This window comes from Paenibacillus dakarensis (genome assembly GCF_001373415.1).
GTDB lineage: Bacteria > Bacillota > Bacilli > Paenibacillales > Paenibacillaceae > Paenibacillus_AQ > Paenibacillus_AQ dakarensis.
On the sequence record NZ_CDSE01000020.1, the window covers coordinates 26,197 to 52,537 of the forward strand.

At 46.2% G+C, this 26,341-nt stretch carries 23 protein-coding genes and 2 pseudogenes; 6 read left to right on the plus strand and 19 right to left on the minus strand.

From position 1 onward, the window contains the following. Positions 1-46: 46 nt before the first annotated feature. The gene (locus BN1234_RS05470) at positions 47-508 is read right to left on the minus strand and encodes a DUF1097 domain-containing protein (RefSeq protein WP_054955654.1); all 462 of its coding nucleotides are present in this window, start codon (positions 506-508) and stop codon (positions 47-49) included. 126 nt (positions 509-634) lie between these two features. Continuing rightward, the gene (locus BN1234_RS05475) at positions 635-1,156 is read right to left on the minus strand and encodes a transglutaminase domain-containing protein (RefSeq protein ID WP_054955655.1); all 522 of its coding nucleotides are present in this window, start codon (positions 1,154-1,156) and stop codon (positions 635-637) included. A 52-nt stretch (positions 1,157-1,208) separates the two neighbouring features. On the opposite strand from BN1234_RS05475, the gene BN1234_RS05480 reads away from it, so the two are divergent. Further along, positions 1,209-1,859 carry a copper amine oxidase N-terminal domain-containing protein gene (locus tag BN1234_RS05480; RefSeq protein ID WP_082423111.1) on the plus strand — a complete coding sequence of 217 codons (651 nt, stop codon included), beginning with the start codon at positions 1,209-1,211 and terminating at the stop codon, positions 1,857-1,859. 108 nt (positions 1,860-1,967) lie between these two features. Here the strand turns inward: BN1234_RS05480 and BN1234_RS22195 are convergent, their stop codons facing one another. From BN1234_RS22195 to BN1234_RS05495, 3 genes are all read right to left on the minus strand, one after another. Continuing rightward, positions 1,968-3,764, minus strand: a complete 1,797-nt coding sequence (locus BN1234_RS22195; protein WP_054955656.1) for an ABC transporter ATP-binding protein — start codon at positions 3,762-3,764, stop codon at positions 1,968-1,970. Next, positions 3,754-5,499, minus strand: a complete 1,746-nt coding sequence (locus tag BN1234_RS22200) for an ABC transporter ATP-binding protein (RefSeq protein ID WP_054955657.1) — start codon at positions 5,497-5,499, stop codon at positions 3,754-3,756. Before BN1234_RS22200 ends, BN1234_RS22195 begins: the two co-directional genes overlap by 11 nt. Before the next feature lie 928 nt (positions 5,500-6,427). Continuing rightward, complete coding sequence (locus BN1234_RS05495; protein ID WP_054955658.1) at positions 6,428-7,006, minus strand: alanyl-tRNA editing protein; 579 nt, start codon at positions 7,004-7,006, stop codon at positions 6,428-6,430. Between the two features lie 277 nt (positions 7,007-7,283). Here BN1234_RS05495 and BN1234_RS05500 point away from each other — a divergent pair, with 277 nt between their 5' ends. Then, positions 7,284-9,569 (plus strand): WD40 repeat domain-containing protein, encoded by a 2,286-nt coding sequence (locus BN1234_RS05500; RefSeq protein WP_054955659.1) that lies wholly within the window; start codon positions 7,284-7,286, stop codon positions 9,567-9,569. 266 nt (positions 9,570-9,835) lie between these two features. On the opposite strand, the pseudogene BN1234_RS05505 reads toward BN1234_RS05500, so the two are convergent. From BN1234_RS05505 to BN1234_RS05535, 7 genes and pseudogenes are all read right to left on the minus strand, one after another. Then, positions 9,836-10,192: pseudogene (locus BN1234_RS05505) on the minus strand (tRNA-dihydrouridine synthase); the annotation flags it as partial. Positions 10,193-10,242: 50 nt separating this feature from the next. Then, positions 10,243-10,920, minus strand: a pseudogene (locus BN1234_RS05510) (IS3 family transposase); the annotation flags it as partial. A 461-nt stretch (positions 10,921-11,381) separates the two neighbouring features. Then, entirely contained in the window at positions 11,382-12,659 is a 1,278-nt protein-coding gene (locus BN1234_RS05515; RefSeq protein WP_245640100.1) for an S-layer homology domain-containing protein, read from the minus strand. A gap of 259 nt (positions 12,660-12,918) precedes the next feature. After that, on the minus strand, positions 12,919-14,481 hold the full coding sequence (gene rlmD / locus BN1234_RS05520) for a 23S rRNA (uracil(1939)-C(5))-methyltransferase RlmD (RefSeq protein ID WP_054955660.1): 1,563 nt from the start codon (positions 14,479-14,481) through the stop codon (positions 12,919-12,921). Between the two features lie 225 nt (positions 14,482-14,706). Further along, a complete protein-coding gene (locus BN1234_RS05525; RefSeq protein ID WP_054955661.1) occupies positions 14,707-15,588 on the minus strand; it encodes a diacylglycerol kinase in 882 nt (293 codons plus the stop codon). Between the two features lie 20 nt (positions 15,589-15,608). After that, positions 15,609-16,370, minus strand: a complete 762-nt coding sequence (locus tag BN1234_RS05530; RefSeq protein WP_054955662.1) for a sirohydrochlorin chelatase — start codon at positions 16,368-16,370, stop codon at positions 15,609-15,611. A gap of 1 nt (position 16,371) precedes the next feature. Then, positions 16,372-16,662, minus strand: coding sequence for a YerC/YecD family TrpR-related protein (locus BN1234_RS05535; RefSeq protein WP_054955663.1), 291 nt, complete (start codon positions 16,660-16,662; stop codon positions 16,372-16,374). Positions 16,663-16,923: 261 nt separating this feature from the next. On the opposite strand from BN1234_RS05535, the gene BN1234_RS05540 reads away from it, so the two are divergent. Next, positions 16,924-17,514, plus strand: coding sequence for a hypothetical protein (locus tag BN1234_RS05540; protein ID WP_054955664.1), 591 nt, complete (start codon positions 16,924-16,926; stop codon positions 17,512-17,514). Between the two features lie 207 nt (positions 17,515-17,721). On the opposite strand, the gene BN1234_RS05545 is transcribed toward BN1234_RS05540, so the two are convergent. From BN1234_RS05545 to BN1234_RS05565, 5 genes are all read right to left on the minus strand, one after another. Next, positions 17,722-18,093, minus strand: coding sequence for a YrhK family protein (locus BN1234_RS05545; protein ID WP_054955665.1), 372 nt, complete (start codon positions 18,091-18,093; stop codon positions 17,722-17,724). Between the two features lie 65 nt (positions 18,094-18,158). Further along, entirely contained in the window at positions 18,159-19,115 is a 957-nt protein-coding gene (corA, locus tag BN1234_RS05550) for a magnesium/cobalt transporter CorA (RefSeq protein ID WP_054955666.1), read from the minus strand. Positions 19,116-19,230: 115 nt separating this feature from the next. Next, positions 19,231-20,220: an inorganic phosphate transporter gene (locus BN1234_RS05555; protein WP_054955667.1), complete on the minus strand. Its 990-nt coding sequence runs from the start codon at positions 20,218-20,220 to the stop codon at positions 19,231-19,233. Between the two features lie 13 nt (positions 20,221-20,233). Then, positions 20,234-20,848 (minus strand): DUF47 domain-containing protein, encoded by a 615-nt coding sequence (locus BN1234_RS05560; protein ID WP_054955668.1) that lies wholly within the window; start codon positions 20,846-20,848, stop codon positions 20,234-20,236. Positions 20,849-21,057: 209 nt separating this feature from the next. Next, positions 21,058-22,152 (minus strand): DUF3048 domain-containing protein, encoded by a 1,095-nt coding sequence (locus BN1234_RS05565; protein ID WP_245640101.1) that lies wholly within the window; start codon positions 22,150-22,152, stop codon positions 21,058-21,060. Positions 22,153-22,506: 354 nt separating this feature from the next. Between BN1234_RS05565 and BN1234_RS05570 the strand changes: the two genes are divergently transcribed. Then, entirely contained in the window at positions 22,507-23,043 is a 537-nt protein-coding gene (locus BN1234_RS05570) for a DoxX family protein (protein WP_054955669.1), read from the plus strand. A 121-nt stretch (positions 23,044-23,164) separates the two neighbouring features. Here the strand turns inward: BN1234_RS05570 and BN1234_RS05575 are convergent, their stop codons facing one another. Both BN1234_RS05575 and BN1234_RS05580 read right to left on the minus strand, forming a co-directional pair. Then, positions 23,165-23,992, minus strand: coding sequence for an alpha/beta hydrolase family protein (locus tag BN1234_RS05575; RefSeq protein WP_054955670.1), 828 nt, complete (start codon positions 23,990-23,992; stop codon positions 23,165-23,167). 161 nt (positions 23,993-24,153) lie between these two features. Further along, positions 24,154-24,432, minus strand: a complete 279-nt coding sequence (locus tag BN1234_RS05580) for a hypothetical protein (protein ID WP_054955671.1) — start codon at positions 24,430-24,432, stop codon at positions 24,154-24,156. A gap of 188 nt (positions 24,433-24,620) precedes the next feature. On the opposite strand from BN1234_RS05580, the gene BN1234_RS05585 reads away from it, so the two are divergent. Beyond that, complete coding sequence (locus BN1234_RS05585) at positions 24,621-25,283, plus strand: DUF1129 family protein (protein WP_054955672.1); 663 nt, start codon at positions 24,621-24,623, stop codon at positions 25,281-25,283. A 103-nt stretch (positions 25,284-25,386) separates the two neighbouring features. Beyond that, complete coding sequence (locus BN1234_RS05590) at positions 25,387-26,331, plus strand: hypothetical protein (protein ID WP_054955673.1); 945 nt, start codon at positions 25,387-25,389, stop codon at positions 26,329-26,331. Positions 26,332-26,341: the final 10 nt, after the last annotated feature.

Sequence of the window (26,341 nt, forward strand, 5' to 3'; positions counted from 1 at the left end):
ATCGTAATATGCCTATTCAGGTGTCACCTTGATCATTCAGCTTTCTTCATCCTCTATTCTTTGGGCTTAATACATGCACGCCCTTCTCAGAAATATACCCGAATAAAGCACCCAGAATTAGTGCAGCAATGCTGCCGCTAACATTAAATCCCGTAGCAAAAAATGTAGAAGATCCGATAAACGCCCCTGGAATAAACCCAAGCCATTTGAAACGCGACTGCAAGCACATGCCGCATGCACCAAGCGCTACAGCAACACCGAGACCTAGCGTCTCACCTAAGAACAGTTCGAATGCATTGGACATTTGAATCATGAGAAATCCCCAGATCACGCCGCTAATATTCGTAATTAAGGTGGACTTCAACCCCTTACTTCCACCGCCGACAGCAAAAAAGGTCGACCATCCTAGAAAACCGGCAAAAGTTATAAGTTCGAGTGACATGCTTAATGCCGCCCAAATCCCCGATAATATTCCCGTTACAATCCCTATCACTATCAATGATGACATCTGTTATCCTCCTGCTGCTTCAGCACATGAACCAAATCGAAAGGTTATGGCTGTATGTCTGTTATTAGCCTCCACAAATGTCATTTAATTATTCGATGAAAGCTGTATCTATGATGAACTTATTCTTCAAGAATAAGATAACTTAATAACCCGCTTCGGAGAATTAACTTCCAACCCCTTGCTTGTATAATAATCCAAAGAGTTATCGTTACTTTCAAATTGCTGCAATCCTTCATCCGTCCAATAATTTTTATTAAAGGAGAACTCGAAATCCTCTGCTGTTTCATCGTCAGAGTTATATAATAAGTAAGGAATGCCAGAATTTGCGTCATTATTTGTTGAATCTACATTATACCATTTTCCGTCTAGTAGCACCTTATTCCATGCATGAGGTACGCTTCCGAGATAACCCGTTACGACAATGCTATCTAAGCCTGCCAAATCACTAAGCAGCTTGTATGTCGCCGCATAGCTTTCGCATACCCCAACTTTATTCACCATAATGCCATAAGCAGTAAAGGAATCATTATATTTTTTATCTACCGTCCTAAAATGGTTTTTCTCCGCATTTTCCAAAGCTTCGTAATCATATTCTGTATAATCATTCAGGTAATAATTTAGATAGGCATCGCTAAAAAAGGGAAACATTTCCTCGTCTATTATCGTTAATAATTTTAAAGATACTTAATGGAGGAATATTGTGAAACGTATAAACAAAATGGGCTTGATTAGCTTAATTTTAGCTGCCATGTCATTTAGCGCAGTAGGGTACGCTGCTTCAACATCACCAAAAATTTTCATTAACAGCAATGAAGTAAAAAGCATTAAACAACCCAAAATTATTGATGGTACAGTATATGTCCCTATTCGATCCATCTCTGAAGGATTTGGAAATGAGATCACATGGGATAATAAGAGTAAAACGGTTTATGTGAATTCTGATCCTAGTTTCAAATCTGAAACGATCGATAAAGCTTCATGGATATTGCAAAAGAACATGATTACAAAATTTATTATGGGTTATTATGAAAGATTTAGTGAGGATGCTCTTAAGTGGGTTACTAATGATTTCACAACGGACATCTATACGGAGTTTCCTACGTCTGGATTTCAGGAAATGAATAGCATTATTGATTATGATTTTGTTGATTATAAAGTCATCGATAATAAGGGGAGTACTAAATTCACAGTCAAGGTTGTAATACGTCCTTATGGTGAAGATTATAATGTTAAACAAGAGCTTTGGGAGTTTGTGGTCACTGATCGGATTAAATCAGCCAAAATTGTCCCAAAGTCCACTAAATACCTTGATCGTTATACTCCTATGCCGAATGTTACCTTTGGTGAATAGTTCAGAAAATGCCTGCACCTCTAACTTCAGATAAAGAAGAAAGCCCATCCTTAAAAGGTGGGCTTAATTGTTATTCAGAGGCTGCAATTATACCGTGCTGCTATATGGTTATCCCACATCATTATGCGAATGCTCCTTAGTGTCTGTGCCTGATTCCAGCGCATGATCATATAGCTCCTTATAGCAGCCTCCGCGCTTCATAAGTTCATGATGAGTACCCGATTCAACGATAAATCCATCTCGCATCACGAGAATGCGGTCTGCATGCATCACGGTTGAAAGCCGGTGTGCAATAACGATCGTTGTTCGTCCGACAGATACGGAATCCAGGGCAGATTGGACGAGCTGCTCCGTATGAGAATCCAGATTGGCTGTAGCCTCATCCAGTATAAGAATTCGGGGCTTGAATACAACAATTCGTGCAAACGAAATGAGCTGACGCTCACCCGCAGACAATCCGCTCCCTCTCTCGGATAAATGGGTATCGTATCCTCCAGACAGTCTCGAGATCATGGAATCGGCGCCAACAAACCTGCAGGCAGACATAACCTCTTCCCGGCTGATTTCTTCCCGAAACATCCTTACATTATCAATGATCGATCCGGAGAAGAGGAAAGGTTCCTGCTGAATGAGCCCGACAATCTGATGCAGTGTCTTTTGAGGCAGCAGCCTAATGTCGATATTATCAATCTTCACACTGCCCTGGGTCACATCATAGAAACGGTTCAAGAGACTAATCACCGTACTTTTCCCTGCCCCTGTAGTACCTACCACCCCAATCATTTCACCAGGCTGGATCGTAAGATTCAAGTTATGGATAATAGGCTGGTCAGCTAAATAACCGAAAGATACATGATTGAAAGTGATCTTACCCTCAACCTGCTCTGGCCGTAAGGAGGATTTATCGTTATCCGATGGATCCGGGACACCAGGCTGCGTACTTAGAATACTCCATATTCGTTCCATGGATACGGTGGTCGATTGAAAGGTATTCCACTGCATCGTAATTTGGTTGATTGGACCAAAGAACTGACGGATATAACTGATGAACGCATACAACACCCCTACCTCGAGAGCTTTTCCAAGCACGGCCTGCCCACCAAGCCATACCATCAGTACGAGTGCGATGTTACCTAAAATATCAAACGTGCGGTTAAAAATAACATTGGATCGGACCTGCCGAATGTTTGCAGAATAATAATTGCCATTCTGCTCCCCGAACTGCTTAAGCTGCTCCTTCTCCTGATGAAATGCCTGGATCAAGAACATGCCCGATAAATTCTCAGCAATAAAAGCGACGAGCCGGGACAGCCTGGTTCTTGCTTGACTATAGGTTTCCCGCAAATAACTTCGGAACAGGACAGCAACAATTGCAATGACAGGCAGTACAGCGAGTGAATAAGCCGCCATCGTTACATCCAGCTGGAACATAAAAAAGATAATCATCACAAGCATCATTCCATCCCGAATCAGACTAAGCAGAACTTGAGTGAAAAATTGGCTGATCGTCTCTGTATCGCTAGATACGTTCGTGACGAGACTTCCGCTGTGTCTGCGGTCGAAGAAAGACATGGACATTTTCGTTATATGCTTGAACAAGTCTTTGCGCAGGGATGCAACGATGCTCTGTCCCGTATATTGCAGCAAATTGTTCTGAATATAGGTGAATATGAAGCTTATTATCGACAGGGCTAAATAGATAAGGGCCACTTGCATTAAAAAGCGAATTTCGGTGTTCCCGATCGCCAGATGGTCGTCGATGACAATCTTGATCAGGTAAGGCTGTGACAGCTCAGCCGCTATACCGAGCAGGGAGCAGAAGAAGATGCCTACAAAAGCAAGGCGATGCGGTCGTCCATAGCTTAATATGGCTCGGAAGGCACTCTTATTCGGTTTAGACTCCATGATTTAACCCCTCCTCCTGAATGCGGGCAAGCGAAGCATATTGCCCTCCTCTGGACATGAGCTGACGATGGCTGCCCTGCTCCACAATGCGTCCTTCCTCAAGAACAATAATCAAGTCTGCATGCTTCACTGCGCTGATCCGATGGGAGATGATGAGTGTTGTTTTGTTCTTTCGCTCTTTTTTCAGGCTGTTTAAAATCCCCGTTTCTGTTACAGCATCCACCGCACTCATACTGTCATCCAGGATAAGCACGGGTGCTTTTTTCATCAGACCTCTCGCAAGACTTGTTCGCTGACGCTGTCCTCCGGAGAGTGTAATGCCTCTTTCGCCTAAGGGCGTATCAAATCGTTTAGGAAATTGAATGATTTTGTCAAAGATCATGGCCTGTTTGGCGGGAGCCTCCACCTCGCTGAGCGATGCTTCACGGTTGCTGAAAGCGATATTATCCTTAATTGTTGTACTAAACAGGAAACCGTCTTGAGGAACATAAGAAAGTTTGGACCGCAGACTTTCAAGTGTTAATTTAAGCACATCTATACCGCTGATGGTTATGGTGTTCGCCGGAGGGTCATAGACGCGCAGGAGCAGCTTGACCAGTGTACTCTTCCCGCTGCCTGTACGGCCAACCACACCAATTGTTTTGCCTGAGGGAATGACAAGATTGATATCTTGGAGGGCATACTCCTTGCTTCCGGGATATCGAAACGACAGGTTCTGAATCGTAATATCCTCCACTTTATTTAGCATGACTGCACCCGGAGCTTCCTTCACATCCGGTATTTCCCCAAGCAGACTGTTCACTCGATCAAGTGATGCACTGGACCGCTGCATCATATTGATGACATTGCCGATCTGCTGGAGCGGACCCATAATCATGCGAAGATATAGGGTCAAGGCAACGAAGCTTCCCAAGCTGATGATATTGTGAATGGTCATATACCCACCGACCACAATAGATACGACGAGGGAGACTGCACCAAGGAGCGGCAGCAAAGCCTGAAACAAGGAAGAAAGCCGGACGAGTCTCAGCTGGTTATCACGAATGGAATCTACTTTAGTTCCGAATCGGGACTCAGCGATGTCTTCTGCGGCAAAGGTTTTCGTTACCCGAATGCCACCGAGCTGCTCTTCCGCAGATTCGGTCATCGATGCAAGCGCTTCCTGAACATTTCTAGATCTCTCACGTATTCTTGGTCCAAAGTAGACAACGAGAAAGGGTATGGCCAGAAGCGGACCTACACCAATCGCAATGAGTGACAGCGGAATACCATCAATCATCATCATGACGATACAGGAAAGGAGCAGGAAGACGGCGTTCGTCGTTTGGTTGATACCATTGGAGATCGCTTCACGCACCGAAGTCACATCATTCATGACATAACTGAGCAGTTTGCCGGTGCCTTGCTTGGCAAAGTATTTTTCACTAAGCTCGGAGAATTTGCCAAACAGCTTTTGACGCGTGATGTACTCAAATCTGCGGCCAAGCCGCATAATCATAAATTGCCCCAGTCCAAAGAGCACATTAAAGGACACCGCGATCAGGAGAAGCTGAAGACTGTAATGAATAATCTTATCCATGGTGAGCGTTAGCTGCGGCAGTTCGTCTGTAAATTGACCGACGACACGGGGGAGCAAAGCTTGAGTAATGTTTGAAGTAATAATAAGCAGAATGGCAGCAAGGTAGGATGGCCAGTGAGACCCGACATAATTACGAAGCATACTTCGATCATGCATGAGACAGTCATCTCCTTAAGCTATAAAGCTTTTTTTAGTGGAACGCGGCAGAAAAGGGCAGATGCTTTTTGAGAAAAAAGCATACATGCCCCCTTACAATTCTTATATTTCTTTTAACACACGGTAAACAATATATATTTATTCTTATGTAAAAGATTGTAATTGTCAAACCATGAATTGCACTTTTCAGAGGAAAAGCTTCATTATGCTTCTGTACAAATCCATGGTATATGCCTTGCTTCGTCATTAGCTGCTCATGCGTTCCTTCCTCAACTACCTTGCCCGCATCCATTACGAGTAAATAATCAGCATTAACCCCATCAATCGCAATTTCACCATCTGTAAAGCTCTTGGCGTTCTTTTCCGAATGCCTTCACAACTCGTGTCCCCTGTATCGTATCGCTGATCTATTCATAGCATTGACGATAAATAAGGAATACCGTCCACGAAAAAATACTGAAAAGCGCTAGTCTCACTGGAACACATCGAAGAGAATCGGGTAGAATCTGCAGACAATGGCATACCGTGTCCTGCCCTCCTTGGAAATTGGTCGGCCTTGAGGATATCAACAAACTGCCGATTTCCTACAACTTTGCCTAATACGAACAAGCCTTGCCTAAATCAAAAAGAAGACACACAGGAACATACTGTTTGTCTTCTTTTTGATTTTTAGGCTTAGATTCGGTGGATCTTATATATCAAAGTAAACCGTAGCCTCAATTTACCCTATGACATATACCCTCCTATGTTGTGAAAGCCTGACTCTCCCAGTCGTGGTGGCTGTCAGTCTGTCTTTTCGAAACCATATCTCGTTCTTGCATCGAAAATCACAATGACTTTCTCAGGTATTCTGCCGTAATGGTATCAGCATGCTCAGCCATTTCCGTTAATCGAACAACGAAGGTCTTATCATTGCCTTTTATGAATTTTAAAAGCTTGTTTTTTTATACGAGGAGAGATTAATCATGCAGCCAGTTGTTGAGAACAGCATGTGCCATTGGATGAGGTGATTGGCTTCTTCTTCTGTGACAAAATAGCTCTTAATCGGATGGTTAGTGGCAATTTGACGGTTCACCACGCGCTCAATGGCATTGAGTTGCTCCGCATCCAAATGAGGCTTGTCCACATCAATGGTGCAATAATCACTGCCCAGATGAAAGCTGAGCATATGGGCCTGATATAATGACCGACATACAGCGGACAGCAGATGCTGACCGCTATGCTGCTGCATATGGTCGAATCTCCGTTCCCAATCGATCTGACAAGAGACCGTTCCTTCTGCCGGCAAAGAAGACTCTAGCTTATGATAGACAATGCCTTCCTCCAACATGACATCCGTGACGGCAATCCCGTTGACTATGCCGAAGTCACAGGGCTGTCCGCCGCCGTTAGGATAAAATACGGTTTCCTTTAATACAACGAAAACACCATCTTCCCTAACTGCTGTCTCCTTAACTTCAGTCGTCCACGCTGTTAAGTAAGCTGAATCATAATATAATTTTTTCATGATCCGCCTCCCCGCTTATCTTCATGCAGATATGACAGCATGATACAGGGTGCATCCGTACACTCCTCCCGGCGCTGTTTTCTTTGACCCTTTATCCTATGCATATGCCTAATCAGAGGGAAGCAAAATGGGCAGATGACTTATTAGGTTCTTTTATCGCTCTTTAATCGTGCTATAGAAGCATATACAGTCTAGCAAAGGAAATATATACTTAGTTATGACATAATATAAAAACGCTTTCTTTTGCCTATCCCAGATTAGAAAGGATGAACAAACGTTGAAACGAGGTTTCTGCTCTATCTTATTAAGCATCAGTCTTGCCGCCTCTCTATTGCCGCCTGCCCTTGCTTCTGCTGCGGGCAGCCCGCTGCCGGAGGCTCCTGCTCCCATTGTCTTGGGAGAAGCCGTTCAGATTCCACTTTCTCAGGGTGCTTCCTTCGGACAGCGTGCGGATGGAACGAATGAGCAGTATATTTTTGTAGCAGGTGTACCAGGAACCTTCTACGCGGTGGAGCTGGAAACCGGTGAGCGTATATTTGAGCAGGTCATTCCCGGTGCAGATGTCGTAACAGCCGTACATACCGCTCCAGACGGCAGGGTGTATTTTTCCGGCGGGCAGCTCATGTTCCGCTATGACCCGGAAGCCCGCCAAGTAACGGAGCTTGGCCCCAATCCAACTAACAGCCAGAGCGTCTGGGAGCTGGAATCAAGCCCGGACGGTAAAAAAATCTACGGGGCTACCTATCCTGACAGCAAAGTGTTCGAGTTCGATGTAGAGAGCGAAACCTTCAGGGATCTCGGCACGATGATGGAAGGCCAAATGTATGCCAGGGGCATCGGGGTAACCGAGGATTATATCTATGTAGGTATCGGATCGGATGCCTATCTCATCCGGTATGACATTCAAACCGGTGAGAAGGTTCGCATTCCGATACCGAACGAAGGTGAAGTCAATACGATTGCAGATGTCCAGGTATACGGCGGAAAGCTGCTTGTCCGCTCCGGCAGCTCCACTCTCTACGTTCTGGACCAAGCGACGAATACCCATATCCGCACCCTGTTATATGACAGTCTTGTTTCCCCGCCATCCCCGCATCAGTCGGAGCTGATCTATTATAAGAGGGGAACTGCCTTCTATAGCTATAATCTGGAAAATGACGAGGTCGCCCTCATCGAAGGCATTCCTCCTCTTCCTATGACTGCCTTCAAAGCCTATACTTGGGTGACGTTGAACGAAGGGCCGGACAAGGGGCAACAGGTATTGGCGGCAATGGCTGCTTACACCGAAACGATGCTCTACAATCCTGTCACCGGTTCCTTTCGGATGGCAACGCCCCAAGTTGATGCCAAAGGCGTAGAGGTTCAGGCGATGGAGATGGGACCGGGAGGAAAGCTGTACATTAGCGGCTTCCAGCGCGGATTGACGATCTTCGATACCAACAAGCAGAGCTTTGAAGCTACGCTTCCATCCTTCCACCAGACAGAGGGTATGGGAATCTACAAAGACAAGATGTACTTCGGCACCTATGGCGGGGCGGTAATGTATCGGCATGATCCTGACCTCCCGCTGAATTATCTGAACGGGTCCGTCGAAGGAAACCCAAATCTGGCTTATGATATTCAGGACAACCAGGACCGTCCTTTTATTATGGAGGCAGGAGACAATAAGTTGTTCATCGGAACCTTTCCCGGCTATGGCCTGCTGGGCGGAGCATTGACCGTCCTAGAGGAAGACGTCAACGGCGAAGTGAACGCCAGCGTTCACCGGAATGTGGTTCAGGATCAAAGCATCGTCGGTGTAGCCTACCGAGACGGCAAGGTATACGGAGGAACCTCTATCACTGGCGGCTTCGGCTCTACGCCTGCAGCTTCAGAAGCAAAATGGTTCGTCTGGGATGTAGCCTCTGCCAGCAAGCTCTCCGAGCATCCCCTGAGTATCCCTGGACTTAGCCGGGAAGCGCGCGTTATCGGAGATCTGGAATGGGGACCGGATGGACTTTTATGGGGAGCAGCGGATGTAGACGGTGTCCTGTTCGCCATTGATCCGGATACGGAGACCATCGTGAAGAGCAAGCGCCTTACGCCTGGCGCCAATACCGGCAGCATGTATCGGCCGTTCTTCCTGAGATGGGGTCAGGATGGCTTGCTGTATACAACCGCAGGAAGACAATTGTTCGTTGTAGACACGGAGACAATGGAGTCCAAGATTCTGGTTAACGAGGTCAGCTTGGCAGCCCTCGGACCGGACGGAAGCATCTATTACACCCAAGGTCCCAACCTGTTCAAGCTTCCTTATGTATCCGCTGAGAGTGATACACTGGCCTCGGTCATCGAGCAGCTGGCAGCAGCTGGAAAAGTGAAGCAATCGCTCAAGCAGCAGCTGGTGAACACGCTGAAAACCGCCAAGCAGAATAAGGAGAGAGGGCGTGCCGATCAGGCAGCAAAGCATTATGGGAAGTTCTTGAGCATCCTGCAGGGCAGCAAGGAACAAGATATCAATGCTTCAGCTAAGCAGCAGCTACAGGAGATCGCGGCAGTTATCGCTCCCAAGTATGGGCTGTAGAAAATAGATGCTCCGGCAGCGCATAGATGAAGTCATCTTGAAGGGAACATGGTGACGGTATATATACCGATCTGATTACCGAGCAATAGTGAAGTATGACTTGCAATAACAAAGCTGACAACGGGATGCCGTGTCAGCTTTGTTTGCTTTATATTAACCTAACGGAATGAACTTTACTACCTCCAGCATGTAGGCGCCTTCTCCCGGAGAATACTGCTGAGCAAGCTCCTGTTGCTTGTCCGAATCATACTTCACGAGTGCTCTCGCGAAAGATTAGCGATGTCCTGCTTCAAGATATAGTCAGCCAGTCCTGCCATTCATCAACCTCTGTGAAACCCAGTCTCGTCTTGACACTTACAGGCAATCCCCCTGCTTTTGCTGCTTGTATGATTTCAGCTGCAAGCTCTGGACGGAGAATTAACCCGCTTCCCTTCCCATTGGAAGCCACATTATGAACAGGACACCACATATTGATATCGATTCCCTTAAATCCCATTTTCGCCATATCGATACTCATTTTTTTCAAAATACTCCGGCTTATCGTCCCAGATATGGGCAACCATCGGCTGCTCGTCCTCGGTAAACAGCAACCGGCCGCGCACGCTGTGATTTCCCTCAGGGTGCGCCCTATAAAGTGGACAGTTTAATAAAAAGGAATGTGCCGTTTAAGCGGCTAAGCTGCCGGAGTCATCTTCTTTAGTGTCCATTGCTTTCTTCTATTGTTATAGTGGTCCATGTAATCATCAATCAAGTATTTTAGTTCTGCCATACTGTTTGCTTGCTTATAAGGAACTTCGTCCTTCATGTGCCCGAAGAAGGATTCCATCGGAGCGTTATCAAGGCAGTTTCCCCTCCGTGACATGCTTTGTAAGAGCCCCATCTCTTTCACGCGAGATTGGTATTCTGGATGAGTGTAATGGAAACCTTGATCGGAATGAATCATTGCTTTTGGATGCAGAAGATTCCATAAAAGCTTTGCAACTTCGCTAATGTTCGGTATACAATCTCCATCTGAAGACTTGTCGAGAGCTCGTAAGCAACGATTTCTCTTGTCGCCACATCTTTCACACAAGACAAATAAACGGTCTTCCCACCACCGATCTGCAGGTAGGTGATGTCGGTCAAGAAGACTTTCCCTGGCTCCTGTTGGTTGAACTGGCGGTTCAAATGGTTGGGCACCTGACGGTGAACTTCTGTTGCCTTGGCCATTGTGCGGTACGGGTTTGCTCTCCGTACCCTGGCGAAAAAGTGAAACTTGCGCATCAAACGGAGAATTTTTTTGTGGTTCATCGGCTGACCTGCTTTCTCAACGACTTCCATTATGTAGACCGCGATAACCGATTTTCCCCTGGGGTAAGGGTTAAATTTACATTTTATCCGGATATTTTTGAAGCGCAGAGCTACTCATCTGACAACTGAACTATGGCAAGTACATCTGTTTGAAATTCTGGACAGAAATTCGCAGATCCCACTCATGCCCTCTCCAATCGTCCAAACCTCAAGTCCAGCAAAGCATCTCAGCCCATTTCTCACCTTTTTCTTTCCCAAGTTAATCAGCTAAAAATCAAAAAGCCTTCCGAATCACAGGAAGAAATCCCGAAGATCGGTCGGCTCTGGGTAATCGCATGGATCTGGGTTTGCACAGTGCTCAATTTAGCGATTTGACGATTTTATCACGTCTTTATTCGATTTTTAACACGAGTTTATTACGAATAGCACGGGTTTATTTTGGGTCTACATCATTCCTAATCAACAACGCCACATTCTCTACATGTGTTGAGTGTATGTGGCAACACATTGGTGCTGTTGGTTTTAATTATATAGGATCGATTCCCTTTTAGAGGATTCATGCCCTCTTTCATATAATCGATAAATAATAACTGATAATTGCGCTCTGGATGTGGAATCATAGGGGCCGAATCGACCATCACTGTAGCCATTTAGAATTCCTTCTTGTTTCATCGTTTCAATTGCTTCATATGCCCAATGATTGAGGCCTACATCTATAAATGATTTCATTTGATTATTAGAACGGCTATAAAAACCTGCATTATAAATGATTTGTGCCATTTGCGCTCTAGTTACCGTCGCATCGGGAGCGAAACGTCCATTGCCAATCCCATTCATTATTTTATGTTGGGCAACTAAATTAACTGCATCTAGAGCCCAATGGTTTTGATTAACATCACTAAATGAAATTTTTTCATTTGTTGGAGTCAGCCCTAGAAAATCACTTATAATTTTAGCAGCTTGCGCTCTTGTTACTGGCATATTCGGCTTAAATGTTCCATCAGGATAGCCAGAAATCCAACCCTGTTCCGCTAAAAACATAATTTCTTTTTCAGCCCAATGCCCTATTACATCCCGGAATTTTTTATTATCATATTGAGTTAAATTCCATTCGTCTATTACCTTGCCTACTTTATTTCGATAGTATTCACCACCCAAATGGTTATATCCGGCTTCGGCAATATCGTATAGATACTCTTTGGCTGCTTTCTCCAAACTCCAACCATTTTTAATTCTTTTTTCATAATTTGTTTTTGCGAAACCATATCTTTGATTTAATAGTAAGTTTCCTGCTAAATAATCAACCGCTTCTTTATAAGAATTAAACTTTCGATACCAGTTATCTCTTCTTTTACTTTCGTCAAATATTTTTCGATCATACCCATAATCAACTAAAACAGGTACCGGTTCATAATCTTCATCAGGCTGCCCTTTTAGCTGCCAAGCATTTTTCGGGTTATATCCCCATACTTTTATGCCGAAAAAATTATTCGCATGTATAGCGATCCTTGTTGTTCCATAACCACTTTCAAGAATTCCCATGCCAATAATAACACTAGCAGGGATTCCCCATCTTTCATTTGCCTCCATTGCAGGAACAGAAATTCTACTAATAAACCTTTCTTTCATTACGGTAGATAGATTTGAATATGTAGATAAATAAGCATTACTATTTCTACCTAGCTGTGCATCTTCAAATGGTAAGGGGTTAATTTTTGATGCACTTGATACCATCACGTTTAGATTTGTAGTTAGTAACAAAACTATAAGAAATACCGCTATTTTCCTTGCATTTTTCAAATGTAAATCTCCTTTTGCATTAAACTCAAACTATAATATCTTAGCAGATTCTTATTACTAATAGAGGGTAAAATCCTATTTTGTTAGTAGCAATCTATGGCTATGTTTCCGGCCTTTTCATAGGTTCAGTGCACTTCCGTAAACAAAAAGAAACCACCATTCATCCTTTAAGGAAAAATGATGGTTTCTATTGAATATCCCTTTGAAACGCAAAAAGAAGACAACAACCTGGGCGGTTAGCTGTCTTCTTTAAAAAGGGTTACTTTCCTTCTTTTAAAATAAGTTGCGAGACGCACTCCACATGCACCGTATGCGGGAACATATCCACCGGTGTAACTTCCACAGTCTTGTACCCGCCATCCTCCAGCATTCGCAAGTCTCTTGCGAGTGTGCTTGGATTACAGCTCACATACACCACACGCTTCGGCTTCATCTCCAGGATCGTCTCCAGGAGGCGCGGGTCGCAGCCCTTGCGAGGCGGATCGACAACGATCACGTCCGCTTCGATGCCCTGCTCTTTCCAGCGCGGGATGACATCCTCTGACGCGCCAACCTCGAACTCTACATGGTTCATCTCATTAAGCGCAGCATTGGCTCGCGCATCTTCAATCGCTTCCTTTACAATCTCCACGCCATACACCTTCTTGGCGTGCTGCGCCAAGAACAGTGAGATGGTACCGATGCCGCAGTATGCGTCGATCACAGTCTCGTTTCCGGTCAGTCCGGCATACTCTACCGTCTTGCTGTACAGTACTTCCGTCTGTGCCGGGTTCACTTGATAGAATGACCGCGCCGAGATGGCGAATTTCACATCACCGATATAGTCATAGATGACCTCGCGTCCCCACAGGACACGGGTTACATCCCCAAAGATCACATTCGTCTGGCGTGTGTTCACATTCTGGCAGATGCTCACCACTGCCGGTAGCTCCTCGCGGATCGCAGCGATCCACTCATTCATGCGCGGAATCCGCTCACCATTCGTGACGAGGACAATCATCATCTCTCCGGTAGCGAAGCCGATCTTCACGACCACATGGCGAAGCAGGCCTTGTCCTGTTTCTTCGTTGTACGCACTCACACCGAGTCTTTGCCCAATTGCCTTTACCCGGCTTACAACCACATCGTTCTGCTCATGCTGAATCAGGCATGTCTCCATGTCGATAATGCGGTGACTGCCGCGGGCATAGAAGCCGCCAATCAGGCCGCCTTCGGTTACGCCGATGGGCACCTGAGACTTGTTGCGGTAACGCCAAGGCTCATTCATGCCAAGGGTTGGGCGTACCACAATCCCCTCATGGCTGTCATCCGGCACAAATTTTACCGCTTCGCCTTGTCCGATCTCACGCGAGTCATCCCTTGAAGCCGCTGGTCCATCCGAACGATCTCCATCCTTCTCCGTCACCGCAGCACTTCCAACCACCCGCAGCTTCCCGATCCGCTCCAGATTGTCCACCACCAGCTGACGCTTCCACGCAAGCTGCCCGGCATAATCCATATGCTGCAGCTGGCAGCCGCCGCATTGATCGTAGATCGGACAAGGTGCCGCCGTCCGGTTAGGACTCGCCTTCATCAATTCCAGGAGCTTCGCATAGCCATACTGCTTCTTCGTCTTGAGCACCTTCACACGGACCTTCTCGCCCGGCAGCGCTCCCTGTACGAACAATGTATATCCTTCCGCGCGGCCCACGCCTTCGCCGTCATGGTTCATGCCGATCATGTCGATGACAACCTCGTCGTTCTTCGCCACCGGCAGCCCGGCAATGACTGTTGAAGGCTTGTTACTGCGCCGCGGACCGCGTCCGCTGCCGTTCTTCTTCATGATGTGCTGTTCACTTCTTTCCATTCAACTTGTATAGCCAATCTGTATATATAAATGCGCCATATGGAGTACTCGCCCATACAACTCTATATTCCCTCAATCAACAACATCCATAATCATTCATTCAACACCACAACAAAAAAAAGCTCCCGGAGGGAGCTGCCCGTTGAAGCTCCGTCCATCATTATACGGGAGCTTCCTGTCACATTCAATTCATTTCCTGCCTTATGCGAAAATCCGAAGGTGCTGAGGCAGATTGCGGAAGGTTGCGGGCAGCACACCTCCGAACTCACCATCCAGGTTCAGCTGCACCGGACCAGGGGAGACAACCTCCATATAATTCGTCCGGAAATGGATAACCTTCTTGTCGTTCAGATGCTCTCCCCGCACGGCGAGTGATACGACACGCACGAATTCGGCCAGATTGCATTTCTTGAGCGCAATAACGTCGAACAGACCATCATCAATTCTTGCGCCTGGAGCAAGCTTCTCAAAGCCGCCTACGGAATTGCTGTTCGCAATGAGGAACACCATGAATTCATCGTGGATCGTTTCCTGTCCGTTTGCTTTAATAATCAGTTCCTGCGGTGCCAAACTGACCATTTTCTCAAGCCCCTTCAAATAATAGGCGAGTTGGCCGATCATTGTCTTCAGCTTGCTTGGAACCTCATATGTGAGCTCTGTAAGCGTACCTCCGCCAGCTATATTAATGAAATAACGATCGTTCGCCTTTCCAACATCAATCGGCCGGGTCTTATCCTGGATCACCAGATCACAGTAGTCCTCCCAATTTCTCGGAATGCCAAGCGCACGCGCAAAATCATTCGTTGTCCCCACCGGGAACACACCCAAAGGTGGGATATTCTCCTTCTCCGCCATGCCGTTGATGACTTCGTTCAAGGTTCCGTCTCCTCCGGCAGCAATGATCAGGTCATATCCCCGCTCCACTGCCTCCGTAGCTGCAAGGGTCGCATCGCCCTCACAGGTTGTCGCATGACAAGAGGTTTCAATACCTGCGCTATCCAAACGCTGCAGGACGTCGGCAAGTCGCCGCTTCATTTCCTCCCGCCCAGAGGTGGGATTATAAATTAAACGTGCTTTTCTCATTTACGATACGCCACCTGTACTCATGATTTCAAGGGTTCTAGAAGATCCTGGACCTGACGCAGCATCCACTGCGGAAGCAATGGATGCGGCAGCAATGTCCGGCCTGAATAACGGCATGAAAGCCCCTCAAGCCGATCCGGTATCACTTTCTCCGTAAAATACCCTTCACTTAAAAAAAGCGGAGCCACGATCACCTCGCAGCCGCGCTCCTTCCACTCTGCTGCCTTCTCTCGTACATTCCCGGGACTCAGCAGTGCAGCATCCGCGGACGCTCCACTTATATCCGCTATGCGCCGGGCCAAAGAATGTATACCCTTTTCCCAGCGGGTGCGAAACAGCTCATGCCGACTTCCATGTCCCACCAGCAGAATAACTTCATTTCGAGGGTCCTCAGACAGCTCGCGTACCTTCTCCCATACCATGACAGCAATATCCGGATCATCATCCACCGGAGTCCCGAAATGAACCCGAGCCTTGACTTCGAACGGCTCCAGATCTGTCTCCTTATCAGGAGCAGCCTTTACACCTAAAGCGTATGCTATTTCATCGACATGCGTGCTGCCGGAAGAGACGAACAATGGAATAACCAGCATGTCCGTGACACCCTGGTCTTCCAGCGCATATATACCATCCTGAATAAGACGACCTGGGACTAACTCCAGGTAGGAAGCTGATACCGGAATATCCACATGTCTGGACAGCTCCCGGACTGCCTCGTCAACAAGCGCAACCCAAGCTGCTTCTCTCGAGCCATGGCTAATTACCAGCACTCCCGGCTTCATCTTAACGACCCATCCGCTCCAGAGTCATTTTATATCCGTCATTGCCGTAGTTCAGACAACGCTTCACACGCGAGATCGTAGCCGTGCTGGCTCCCGTTTCAGCTTCTATCTGGTTGTATGTGGATCCTTTGCCGAGCATCCGGGCAACTTCCAGACGCTGGGACAAAGATTGTATTTCATTGACTGTGCAAAGATCGTCGAAGAATAAATAGCACTCTTCCACGTCCTTGAGTGTCAAAATCGCTTCAAATAATTGATCGATGCTTTTATCATTTAATTTCTTTAATTGCACTGGATCACCCCTAATGTTACTTGTACACTTCTTCATTGTACCTGAGCTGATACAGTCTTTTCAAGCATTAACGATTTCACGCACTGCAGAATGACCATATCCTGTACATTATTCTGTCAAAATAAAGCTCTATATACCATTTCCGTTCTTATAGGCACCCGCCCGTTTCCGCTCCTATCCCGTAATCCAGGGCATCCGCCTAATCCCTTAGCCCGCCTAATTCATACAGTATAGTAAACCAAACAACAAAGGAAAGTAAATATGTCAGGTCATCACCATTATCACCATCACCGCCGCTCTTCTAATCATCGATCCATCAGCGGACTGGCGCCTTCAACCTCTTATCCGGGTCTTCAATCATATGCCGATTTGCCGACTGAAGCCGATTATTCTTCTTCCTTCTCTCCCTACACCGCCACAGAGCAGTCCTCGATGTCCTCCTTCGGAGAAATCCAAGCATCAAGTGCAGGCTATCCCGCTCCCGTGTCATCTGGAACATCTGATTCTTCAGGCAGCAGCTCCGGCGGATTAGCAAGCTTACTTGGGGGACTTAACCTCAGCAGCGTTGATATCAAAGGAATGATCGAGAAAATGGGCGGTATTGACGGTCTTGTAGCAAACGTAGGTAAGTTTCAAAAAGTGATACAGGGATTTCAGCAGCTCGCTCCCATGATGTCTCTCTTCACTGGACTCTTAGGCAAAAAAGGAAGCGGTGCATCCGCAGCCTCTAACAGTGATTCCGACCACAGCCATGGGAACAGACCGAAACGGCGTTCCTCCGGTTCTCAGGGAAAACGGCGGAATAGTTCAAGCAGACCTTCCTCGGGCGGCCGAAAGCGCAGACGCGCTTAAGCCGTTTATGTTCTATCCATAAACTCTATTTGGCTCATGAAGTCATATAACACACACAGTATGTTATCTTTATATAAACAAAATATAAACAAATAAAGCCAACCCGGCAGCCGAAAGCAGACATGTGACTTTCGTTCCGGTTGGCCTTTTTTCATATGGAGACTGTATTAGAAAGGTTACTTCTACTGCTCGCTGCTCGCGAAAACCCTATCTGCTCCAATCTCCATTGTCAGCAGTTTCATCCTTGGTATTCGTACCCTTCTGATCCATAGATTTCAGACGAAACCAATAGGAAGCGCGCAGACCCGACCGAAGCAGCATCATTATACTACCGATCAGATACAGTACAATGGTAATACTCTTCCTTGGAGAATAAAACATCGAAATGCTTCCTGCTATAAATAAGAAACCAGTCACGATCTCGCTTAGAATCATACCTACCTCAAAGCGGTTCGTTATGGTTAATTGTCTTCTTCGACTTGTCTGCCCGCGTACTCTTCGCAGGAGCCGGGAGTGCAAGGGCTCTCCTGAACGGTGTTTCCTTTTGGCTCTGAACGGAAGTCGAATCTTGTTATTCATCGTTAATCCTCTCCTCTGTTTGCTTTTACCCTTCACAGGAGGAGTGAATCGTTATACCCGTCTTCCTATTTAAACCAGCCCCGTCTTGAGAACCACAATACCATCCACACACTCAGCAGGAACATGAGCAGAAGCACTAGACCGTAACCCATGCGCCAATGCAGCTCCGGCATCACATCAAAATTCATCCCATAAATACCCGTGATCAGCGTCAGCGGCATAAAGACCGTCGTAATTACCGTCAGGGTCTTCATAATGCTGTTCATACGATTGGAATTCAGCGAAATATAGCTGTCTCGCAAATCCGCAGTCATCTCCCGGTCCACCTCAATCATATCCGTAAGCTTCAGCAAATGATCATAGATATTAGAGAAATATGCATGGTGTCCATGCTTCTGAACATGCTGTGAATTAAGGACCCGATACAGCAGATCCCTCATCGGTACAACCGTCCGCCGCAGCTTCAGCAGCTTGGAGCGTATCTCAAAAACCTGATGCATCAATTCTTCTATGGACTCCTGTTCGCCTTTACTATCAATTTCTGCAAGCTCATCCTCTATGGCGAACAAGCTCGGAAAATATTGATCCACCAATTTATCCATTACCGTATAAGCGGAGTATGTGGGTCCATTTGATTTAACATGTCTTTTTTTCACACTTTCACATACCCGCTCCCAAGCCTCATCCACTTCTCTTAATGTCTGCTTATGAAAGGACACAAACAAGGAAGGAGACAAAAAGAAATCAACCTCTACGGCTTCAAGATGATCTGGATCAAGGGCATGAAGAACAAGAAATTGCAAGTCATCATAATGGTCAAGCTTTGGCCTTTGTAGTATATATAGACAATCCTCCACCGCAAGCGGATGGAAATGAAAATATGTATCCAGCATCCGGGATTCCTCCGGTGTTGGTGCATTAAAATCAACCCATACCCATTCATATTTTTCAAGCTGCAGTTCCTCCAGCGGAAGACCAACCACCGCCTCATGACTTCGGGTTACTGCTAATGTTCGGATCATTTGTCTAGCCCCACTCTCTCAAGCATTAGTTTCTTCTATATTTTATATTAAACAAAAAAAGCCAATCTTATATGATTGGCTCCACACTATCCTATTTATCTGTATGGTTCGTATTCTAGAATAAAATTTTGAAGATAATACCTGCAAGAATTGCCGTGATTGGAATCGTAATGAACCAAGTCACTACAATACGACCCGCAAGCGACCATTTAACGGCTGAGAAGCGTTTGGCTGACCCGACACCGAGAATAGCTGAAGTAATCGCATGCGTTGTACTGATTGGCAGGTGAAGAAGTGTTGCCGAGAATATAACAGAAGCGCCTGTAAAATCAGCGGCGAACCCGTTAATCGGCTCGATTTTAAATATTTTGGTACCCATCGTTTTGATGATCTTCCATCCGCCGACCGACGTACCGAGCGCCATTGCCGTAGCAGCAGACACCTTAACCCAGAAAGGAACTTCCATCTCGGTAATCTGTTTCGATGTCACCAGCGCGAATGTAATAATCCCCATCGCCTTCTGAGCATCATTCGTACCATGGGTAAAGGATTGAAGAGCTGCCGTAAAAATCTGCATGGTGCGGAAGCCTTTGTTTACGGTATGCGGACTTTTTTTGGCAAATATCACTTTAAGCAGCTGCATGACTAAATAGCCGACTACAAAAGCAATAATAGGTGACAGTATAAGTGCCAGAACAATATCCGTAAATCCTGCATAGTTCAGTTTATCGCTGCCCGCTCCGACAAACACAGCACCTGCCAAAGCACCAATCAGTGCATGGGACGAGGAGGACGGAATACCGAACCACCAGGTAGCGAGGTTCCAGATAATCGCAGCAATCAGTGTGGCAATAACAACCTGAATACCGTTATCCAGCTTGGTCGGATCGGCCACGCTGCCTCCGATTGTTTTGGCTACTCCGGTAAACATCATTGCACCCAGGAAGTTCATCGATGCAGCCATGATAATTGCCGTACGAGGTTTAAGCGCCCGCGTCGACACGGAAGTTGCAATAGCATTAGCCGTATCGTGGAATCCGTTAATAAAGTCGAATGCTAGTGCCAAAAATACGACGATCCCTAATACGAACAAAGTTGTATCCATAATTCAGGACTCCTTACGAGTTACGCATAATGATAGATTCGAGCATATTAGCCACGTCTTCGCAAGTGTCCGTGGTCATCTCAAGACGTTCGTAAATTTCTTTACGTTTAATCAGTTCGATCGGATCGGATACGGTAGCGAATAATTGTTTAGTACAGATACGCAGCAGCTCGTCCCCTTGGTTCTCAAGATCGTTCAGGCGAATCGTGTACTCGCGAATAGCCAGCAATTTCTTCTGCGACAGCAGATGAATAGCCTTTTGTATCTCGTACGAAGACTGACGCAAAATTTCGGCAAACTGCACAATATACTCGTCGGGCTGTCCCAACTGATACATGTAGAACCTTGATGCGGTAGCCTCCAATCCGTCTATTACATCATCCATACTGGTTGTCAAATCCATGATGTCGTCGCGTTCAATTGGCGTAATAAATGTTTTGTTGAGTTCAGTAATGATGGTGTGCGTATACGTATCGCACTGAGACTCAAATTTTTTCATTTCATTAGCAAAGCCTGTGACATCTGTAAGATTAGAAACGTGCTGTGAGAAGTAATCTGCTGCCTGCACGATTGTGTCGGCCATATTCTCCAACGTCTGAAAGAATATATCCTTTTTCTTCAATTTCATACTCTAACCCCTTTACGGAAAATTGCCAAGAACGTTGAAATGAATGGAAAAGACAACCTTATATATCTTATCACATCCCAAGAAACGTGTGTACAAAAACTATTTCGCCGATCCTCATACCACCTGATTTTTAGTAAAAAATAGCACAGTTTTTCAACTAATGATATTAACTTACCCCCTTTGGAGACGATTATCCCACTTTATCCGAATTAAGGATTAGTTATTGTCACATGTGCTTCAAAACTAGGAGTGTTCGGAACAATGTTGAAATAAGTCGTCCCCGGCACTAACGGAACCTCTTTTCCATCTTTTACAAAGCGGATCACATCCCCTTCAGCGCGAACCCACTGGCCCCGAATCACCTGTCCCTCCTGGAACAGCATCGCTTCGCCGCCCGAATTAACATCGATAGCCAATCTTCCGATATCATCCAGCGTTTTATGAGCAGCCCCTAGCACAATGACATTAGCTGCTGTAAGGACTGACTCATCATTCCGGTCGATATGAGGCTTGCCGTTCATGGATCTCTGGTACAGCTTCGACTCCGAATCATAGGTATATCCGACGACATAATTCTTCAGCAAGAACGTGAGGTCCACCTTGGCCGCCGGCTCACCAGCCGGAGTATTAGCAGCTTGTCCTTCAGCATCTTTCTCATTCTTTATAAACGGATACTGCGGTATGGTTACTTCTGCAGAGTATTTAAGCTTGTCCGCTCCTTTACGCAGATTTTCGTCACTGGTGTACAAATTGTGCGGAGCTTTCCGATCTTTATCACGCCAAAAATACGCGCCTGCATTTCCGATTTCATCCATATCCTGCTTGCCCTGTCTCTGAATGATCGAATAAGCTTCCGGGCTTCCTCCCGCGTGAACCAGGACACCTCCGTAACTCTCTCCTATATTAATCAGATACGGACGGATACTGCGGACTGGACCGATCTTCTCAATATCTGTCTGGCTTTGGAAAATACCAATCAAGCGCGTTATACCGCCCTCAGCCAGCACTTCATATACGATATCCGCCTTGCTGAGGCCGGATTGCGGCCGGGCAGCCGGCGCATTGTTAATCATGACAGCGAGCGGTCTCCGATTGGAGGCCTCCTCAAGCGGCATGCCTGTAAGCGGTGCGGTAAATGCTTCCGGCTTCTCGTCAGGCTTCTCTACCGGAGCTTCAACCGGAGCCTGAACCTCTGGTGTGACAGGTTCTTCTGCTCCCTTCTGTCCTCCGCAAGCAGACAGCATAATCAACGCCATAACGGATAGAATCGTTTTCTTCCAAGCAGATTTATTCATGTTCGACATTCTGTTTCCCCCTAATTCAATTAACTCCCATGCTAATTTTCAATATCCTGCTGCTGACTAAAAAGATTATATTTTACATTTAAGCACAAAACCTATGATTTGTCTGTAACGCCCCAGGAGAGCCATAGAGGGTATTATTACCAGCAAATGGCCCGGAAAAGAACGCCCTGTTTTTCCGAATCATTAAAATTAAATTAAAAATTTATTTAAAATTGTGATTTAAATCACAAGTGTTGTGATTATTTTCACATATAATAAAGACATGAAAGAGATGATCATTCTTCCATCACAACAAGAAATTACACATCAAGGATAATTGTTGAAAATAAAAAATCATTATTAGGAGTGATCCATATGTTTAACACTTGGCTGAGAGAGAATAAAATCGCAATGTGGCTTTTAACCGTCATTCGGGTCTATGTCGGATATGAATGGTTAACAGCAGGATGGGGTAAGCTCACGGGTGGTGGATTTGATGCTTCGGGATACCTTAAGGGGGCGATTGCAAATGCCACAGGTGATCATCCCGCCGTACAAGGCTGGTGGGCAGCGTTTCTGGAGCATGCCGCTCTTCCAGGCGTGAATGTATTCAACTTTATCGTACCGCTTGGCGAATTCCTCGTCGGTCTCGGACTTATTCTCGGAACGTTTACTACCTTTGCCGCACTGATGGGACTAGTAATGAATGCAGCTTTCCTCTTCTCGGGTACCGTAAGCACCAACGCACAATTGCTGCTGCTTGAAGTATTGATTATCGTTGCAGCTGCTAATGCCGGCAAGATCGGTCTTGACTACTATGTGCTTCCTTACCTTCGCGGTTTGTTCAAAAAGAACGGACACAAGAAGCATACGGGCGGCAGCAAATTACTCAACAAGCATAGAACCGCTTAATTGCAGAGCTTCCTATAGAGTGACCATACTGATGCAATACCGCATATTAAGAAGGCCTCCACTTCATCCGACTCGGTTGAAATGGAGGCCTTTCGTTTACTCAATACACTTTATCTGGGATCTATATCATCCAGTGCTGCCATTCCTGCTGATCGCTTTCAAGCTCCTTCAGCCAATCCCGTGTCCGCTTGAGCAGCTGATCCCGGTGCGGCCCTGACGAATACGTATGATCTGCCTGGAAGATGATCTCTTTATCGCACCGTCCCTCCTGACGCATCCAGAACACCTTTTGGAACAGAAAAGCATAATCAACAGGAATAATGTCGTCTGATGTTCCGTGGATGACCAGCACATTCCCCGTAAATTTGGCAGCTTCCTGAAATGGCTGCCCTGCTGCCAAAGATTCGAAAAACATCGGACTGAACTCATACCCTAAATAATCTGCTCTTCCAGCCTTCACCGACTCATCATATACCTTGCGGCCGGTAATCGTCACAATATCATTAAACGGATAACCAACCGCCGACCATAATACCAGGTTCTTCACCCGGTGATCCCGTACAGCCGTCTGAAGTGCTACCGCACCTCCAAGGCTATGGCCGATTAATGTTACTCTGGAGGGATCAACATCAATACAGTTAAGTGCATAATCCAGTACGGAACGGGTCTGGGCAATCATCGACTCAAGCCCTTCTGCTCCGTAAGAACCTGAACTTTCACCGCAGCCTATATAATCGAAGCGAACAACCATATATCCGTCCGCCGCAAGCTCCCGTGCGGTCTTCACGAACAAACGGTCTACGCCGATTCTGCTTCCTACAAAGCCATGGCAGATGACAACAAGAGGAACACGATTGCAGCTTCCTTCCTGCTTCACCTCTGAATGAGGGTAATGAATACTTGCCGTCAGTTCCTCCCCATGGTGCCGAATAACAATTTGCCGCTCCATATACATTCCCCTCCATGTGACCATCCAAATAATAAACAATTCCGATAAGTTTAATATGAATTAATTAAAAGTATCTTAGCATTGTCTTATATAAGGTGTCAATATATAGAAGAAAGGATTTATTCGGCTGTTATTAGTCTCTTAAATCTTATATATCCCGTTTATTCATAACTGCGAAGGAAGAGCGAATGTGTCTCGACACGCCCCTTGGTCCATTGCTCCTCTTCGTCAACCTCACCCCACAAGTTCGCCGCAATCGTCTTCTGCTTATCCTTGGACTTCATTAAAGGATTTCCATAAGCTTCGAATTTCTCATCCGCTGCCGTAAAAGCGTGAGGATCGGAAGTCACATTTCCCTTCTTCACCACGCTGTCTGCCTGGCTCTCTTTCGAGACTTGGCGTGATTCCGCAGTATTATGCGTTTTGCGCTGATGTGACATACGAATGTTCACCCTTTCATGTTTACTTGTCCCTTAATACACATTCTCAATTCAAGGTTGATTATATTGTTGAGAGTCAGGCGGTGGATTATTCCTGTCTGGGCGAAACTTCACTTTTAGGTAGCGTTGGGGTACGCTGAGATATAGTGAACACTATATTTCGAAATGAATCACGGAGGAGCGCATCAATGAAAATCAAACAGATGATTCGGGAAAACAACCGTTTGCAGGATCAAATGACGCCTGCCAACCTGAAATATTATGAAGATATAGTCATCTATATCCGCACGAGTGCTGTGGATGAAGCCTGCGGAGAAGAGGCATTGTTAAAGCTTGGCCGGCAATTACTTGATGCCCAGCAGCAGGGCAAACAGGCGGAAGATATATTCGGAAGCGATCCTGCAGAATATTGTGCCGGGATTATAGAGACTCTTCCGAAGCAAAAATTACAGAGCCAGCTGCAGGTTCATCTCATGATTCCGTGGGTCGCGCTAACCTGGTTCTTTTTCGCTGAGGCTCTTATCGGTTTCATTACGAAGTGGTCTGGTGGCGATGTCGAAAAAGTATCTCAAGTACGAGTATCGACTCTTGTACTCCTTGCGGCCGGCTCTTATGTACTGGTCAAGTTAATTATGAATCTCATAAACCGGGAAGCCGGTCAACCGGAAGAGAGCCGACGTAAAATCAATGTCCGCAGCATGGGAATCTATATCGCTGTCACCGTAGTCATCCTTGCTGCCGGAGTATGGCTTGGCCGGGCCCTTCCGGTTCTTGTCATCCCGCCGTGGGTAAGCCTGGTGCTGTTCATAGCCGGACTTATTGGGATGAAAGCTTTTTTCTTCAGAAGGTAAGAATGTTCCATTCTTGAAATTCCTACTCCTGCATAAGGTCTATAACAATTTATGAATCTTAATATGGTAAAATAAAGGAAATTATGAGGTGGGAGGTTTGAGGATGAAGAGCATTCGTAAGCTACCCTTACTTGCAGCGGCCCTTGCGCTGACACTGGCTTTGGAGACAGGGGCGGCAGCTGCACCAAGTACCGCAGACAGCCAAACAACAGCTGTAGATCAGGCGGCAAAGTCCACAGCATTTGCCAATGCGGTATATAACAAGGCTGAGACTCTTCTGAAGAAAAAGGACGGTCTGGCCTACGCCAAATCCTACATCACCAAGAATATTCATCATTTAACGAAGTCTCAGGCAACACGGATCGTGCTGAAACTGGAGAATGCCGTAAATGCCGGAATAGCTGGCAACACAGATAAGCTGCTTAAGGAACGGTACCAATTATCCCTGCGCACCACCTTCAAACAAGGCAGCTCCATAACCACTGTGTTGAATCGAACCAAGGATACGCAGCTTCGAGCACTTCTTGCTGATCTGAAGGACAGCGGTTATAAGCTCCGTGCACTCGAAGGATCGGTCTATCCGATTGTAGATTACAACTCATTCAAGCCCTATCAGCCATACGTGAACAAAGACATCCAGCGATACATCGATATGATGTCTACAGAATCCAGCAACCCTTCAGTTGGGGATGCAGCCCTTCTTATTTCTTGGTCTGAGGTCATTGAGCGCGCGCTGGTACAGGAATCCTTTATCCGTTCCTTTCCCGTTTCGAATCGTTCCAGGAGTGTAGCCAGCATGTATGATGCCAGCCTGGCATATCTATTCTACGGCATGCCAAATACACCGTTATTCTCATATGATACGAAGAAGCTGGACCCTGATGCACGTACCGCTTTCGACAAGCTTTTGGCAAAAAAAGGCCTGTCGAATAACAGCTTACGGCAAAAGCTGAAGGCTTGGTCTGACGTGCTGAAGCAGAATGGAGATAAGCTCACTGCACAGGTAGATAAACACCGTAGAGCGTCTGTTCCGAACAAAATCTGGTAGCTTAAAATCA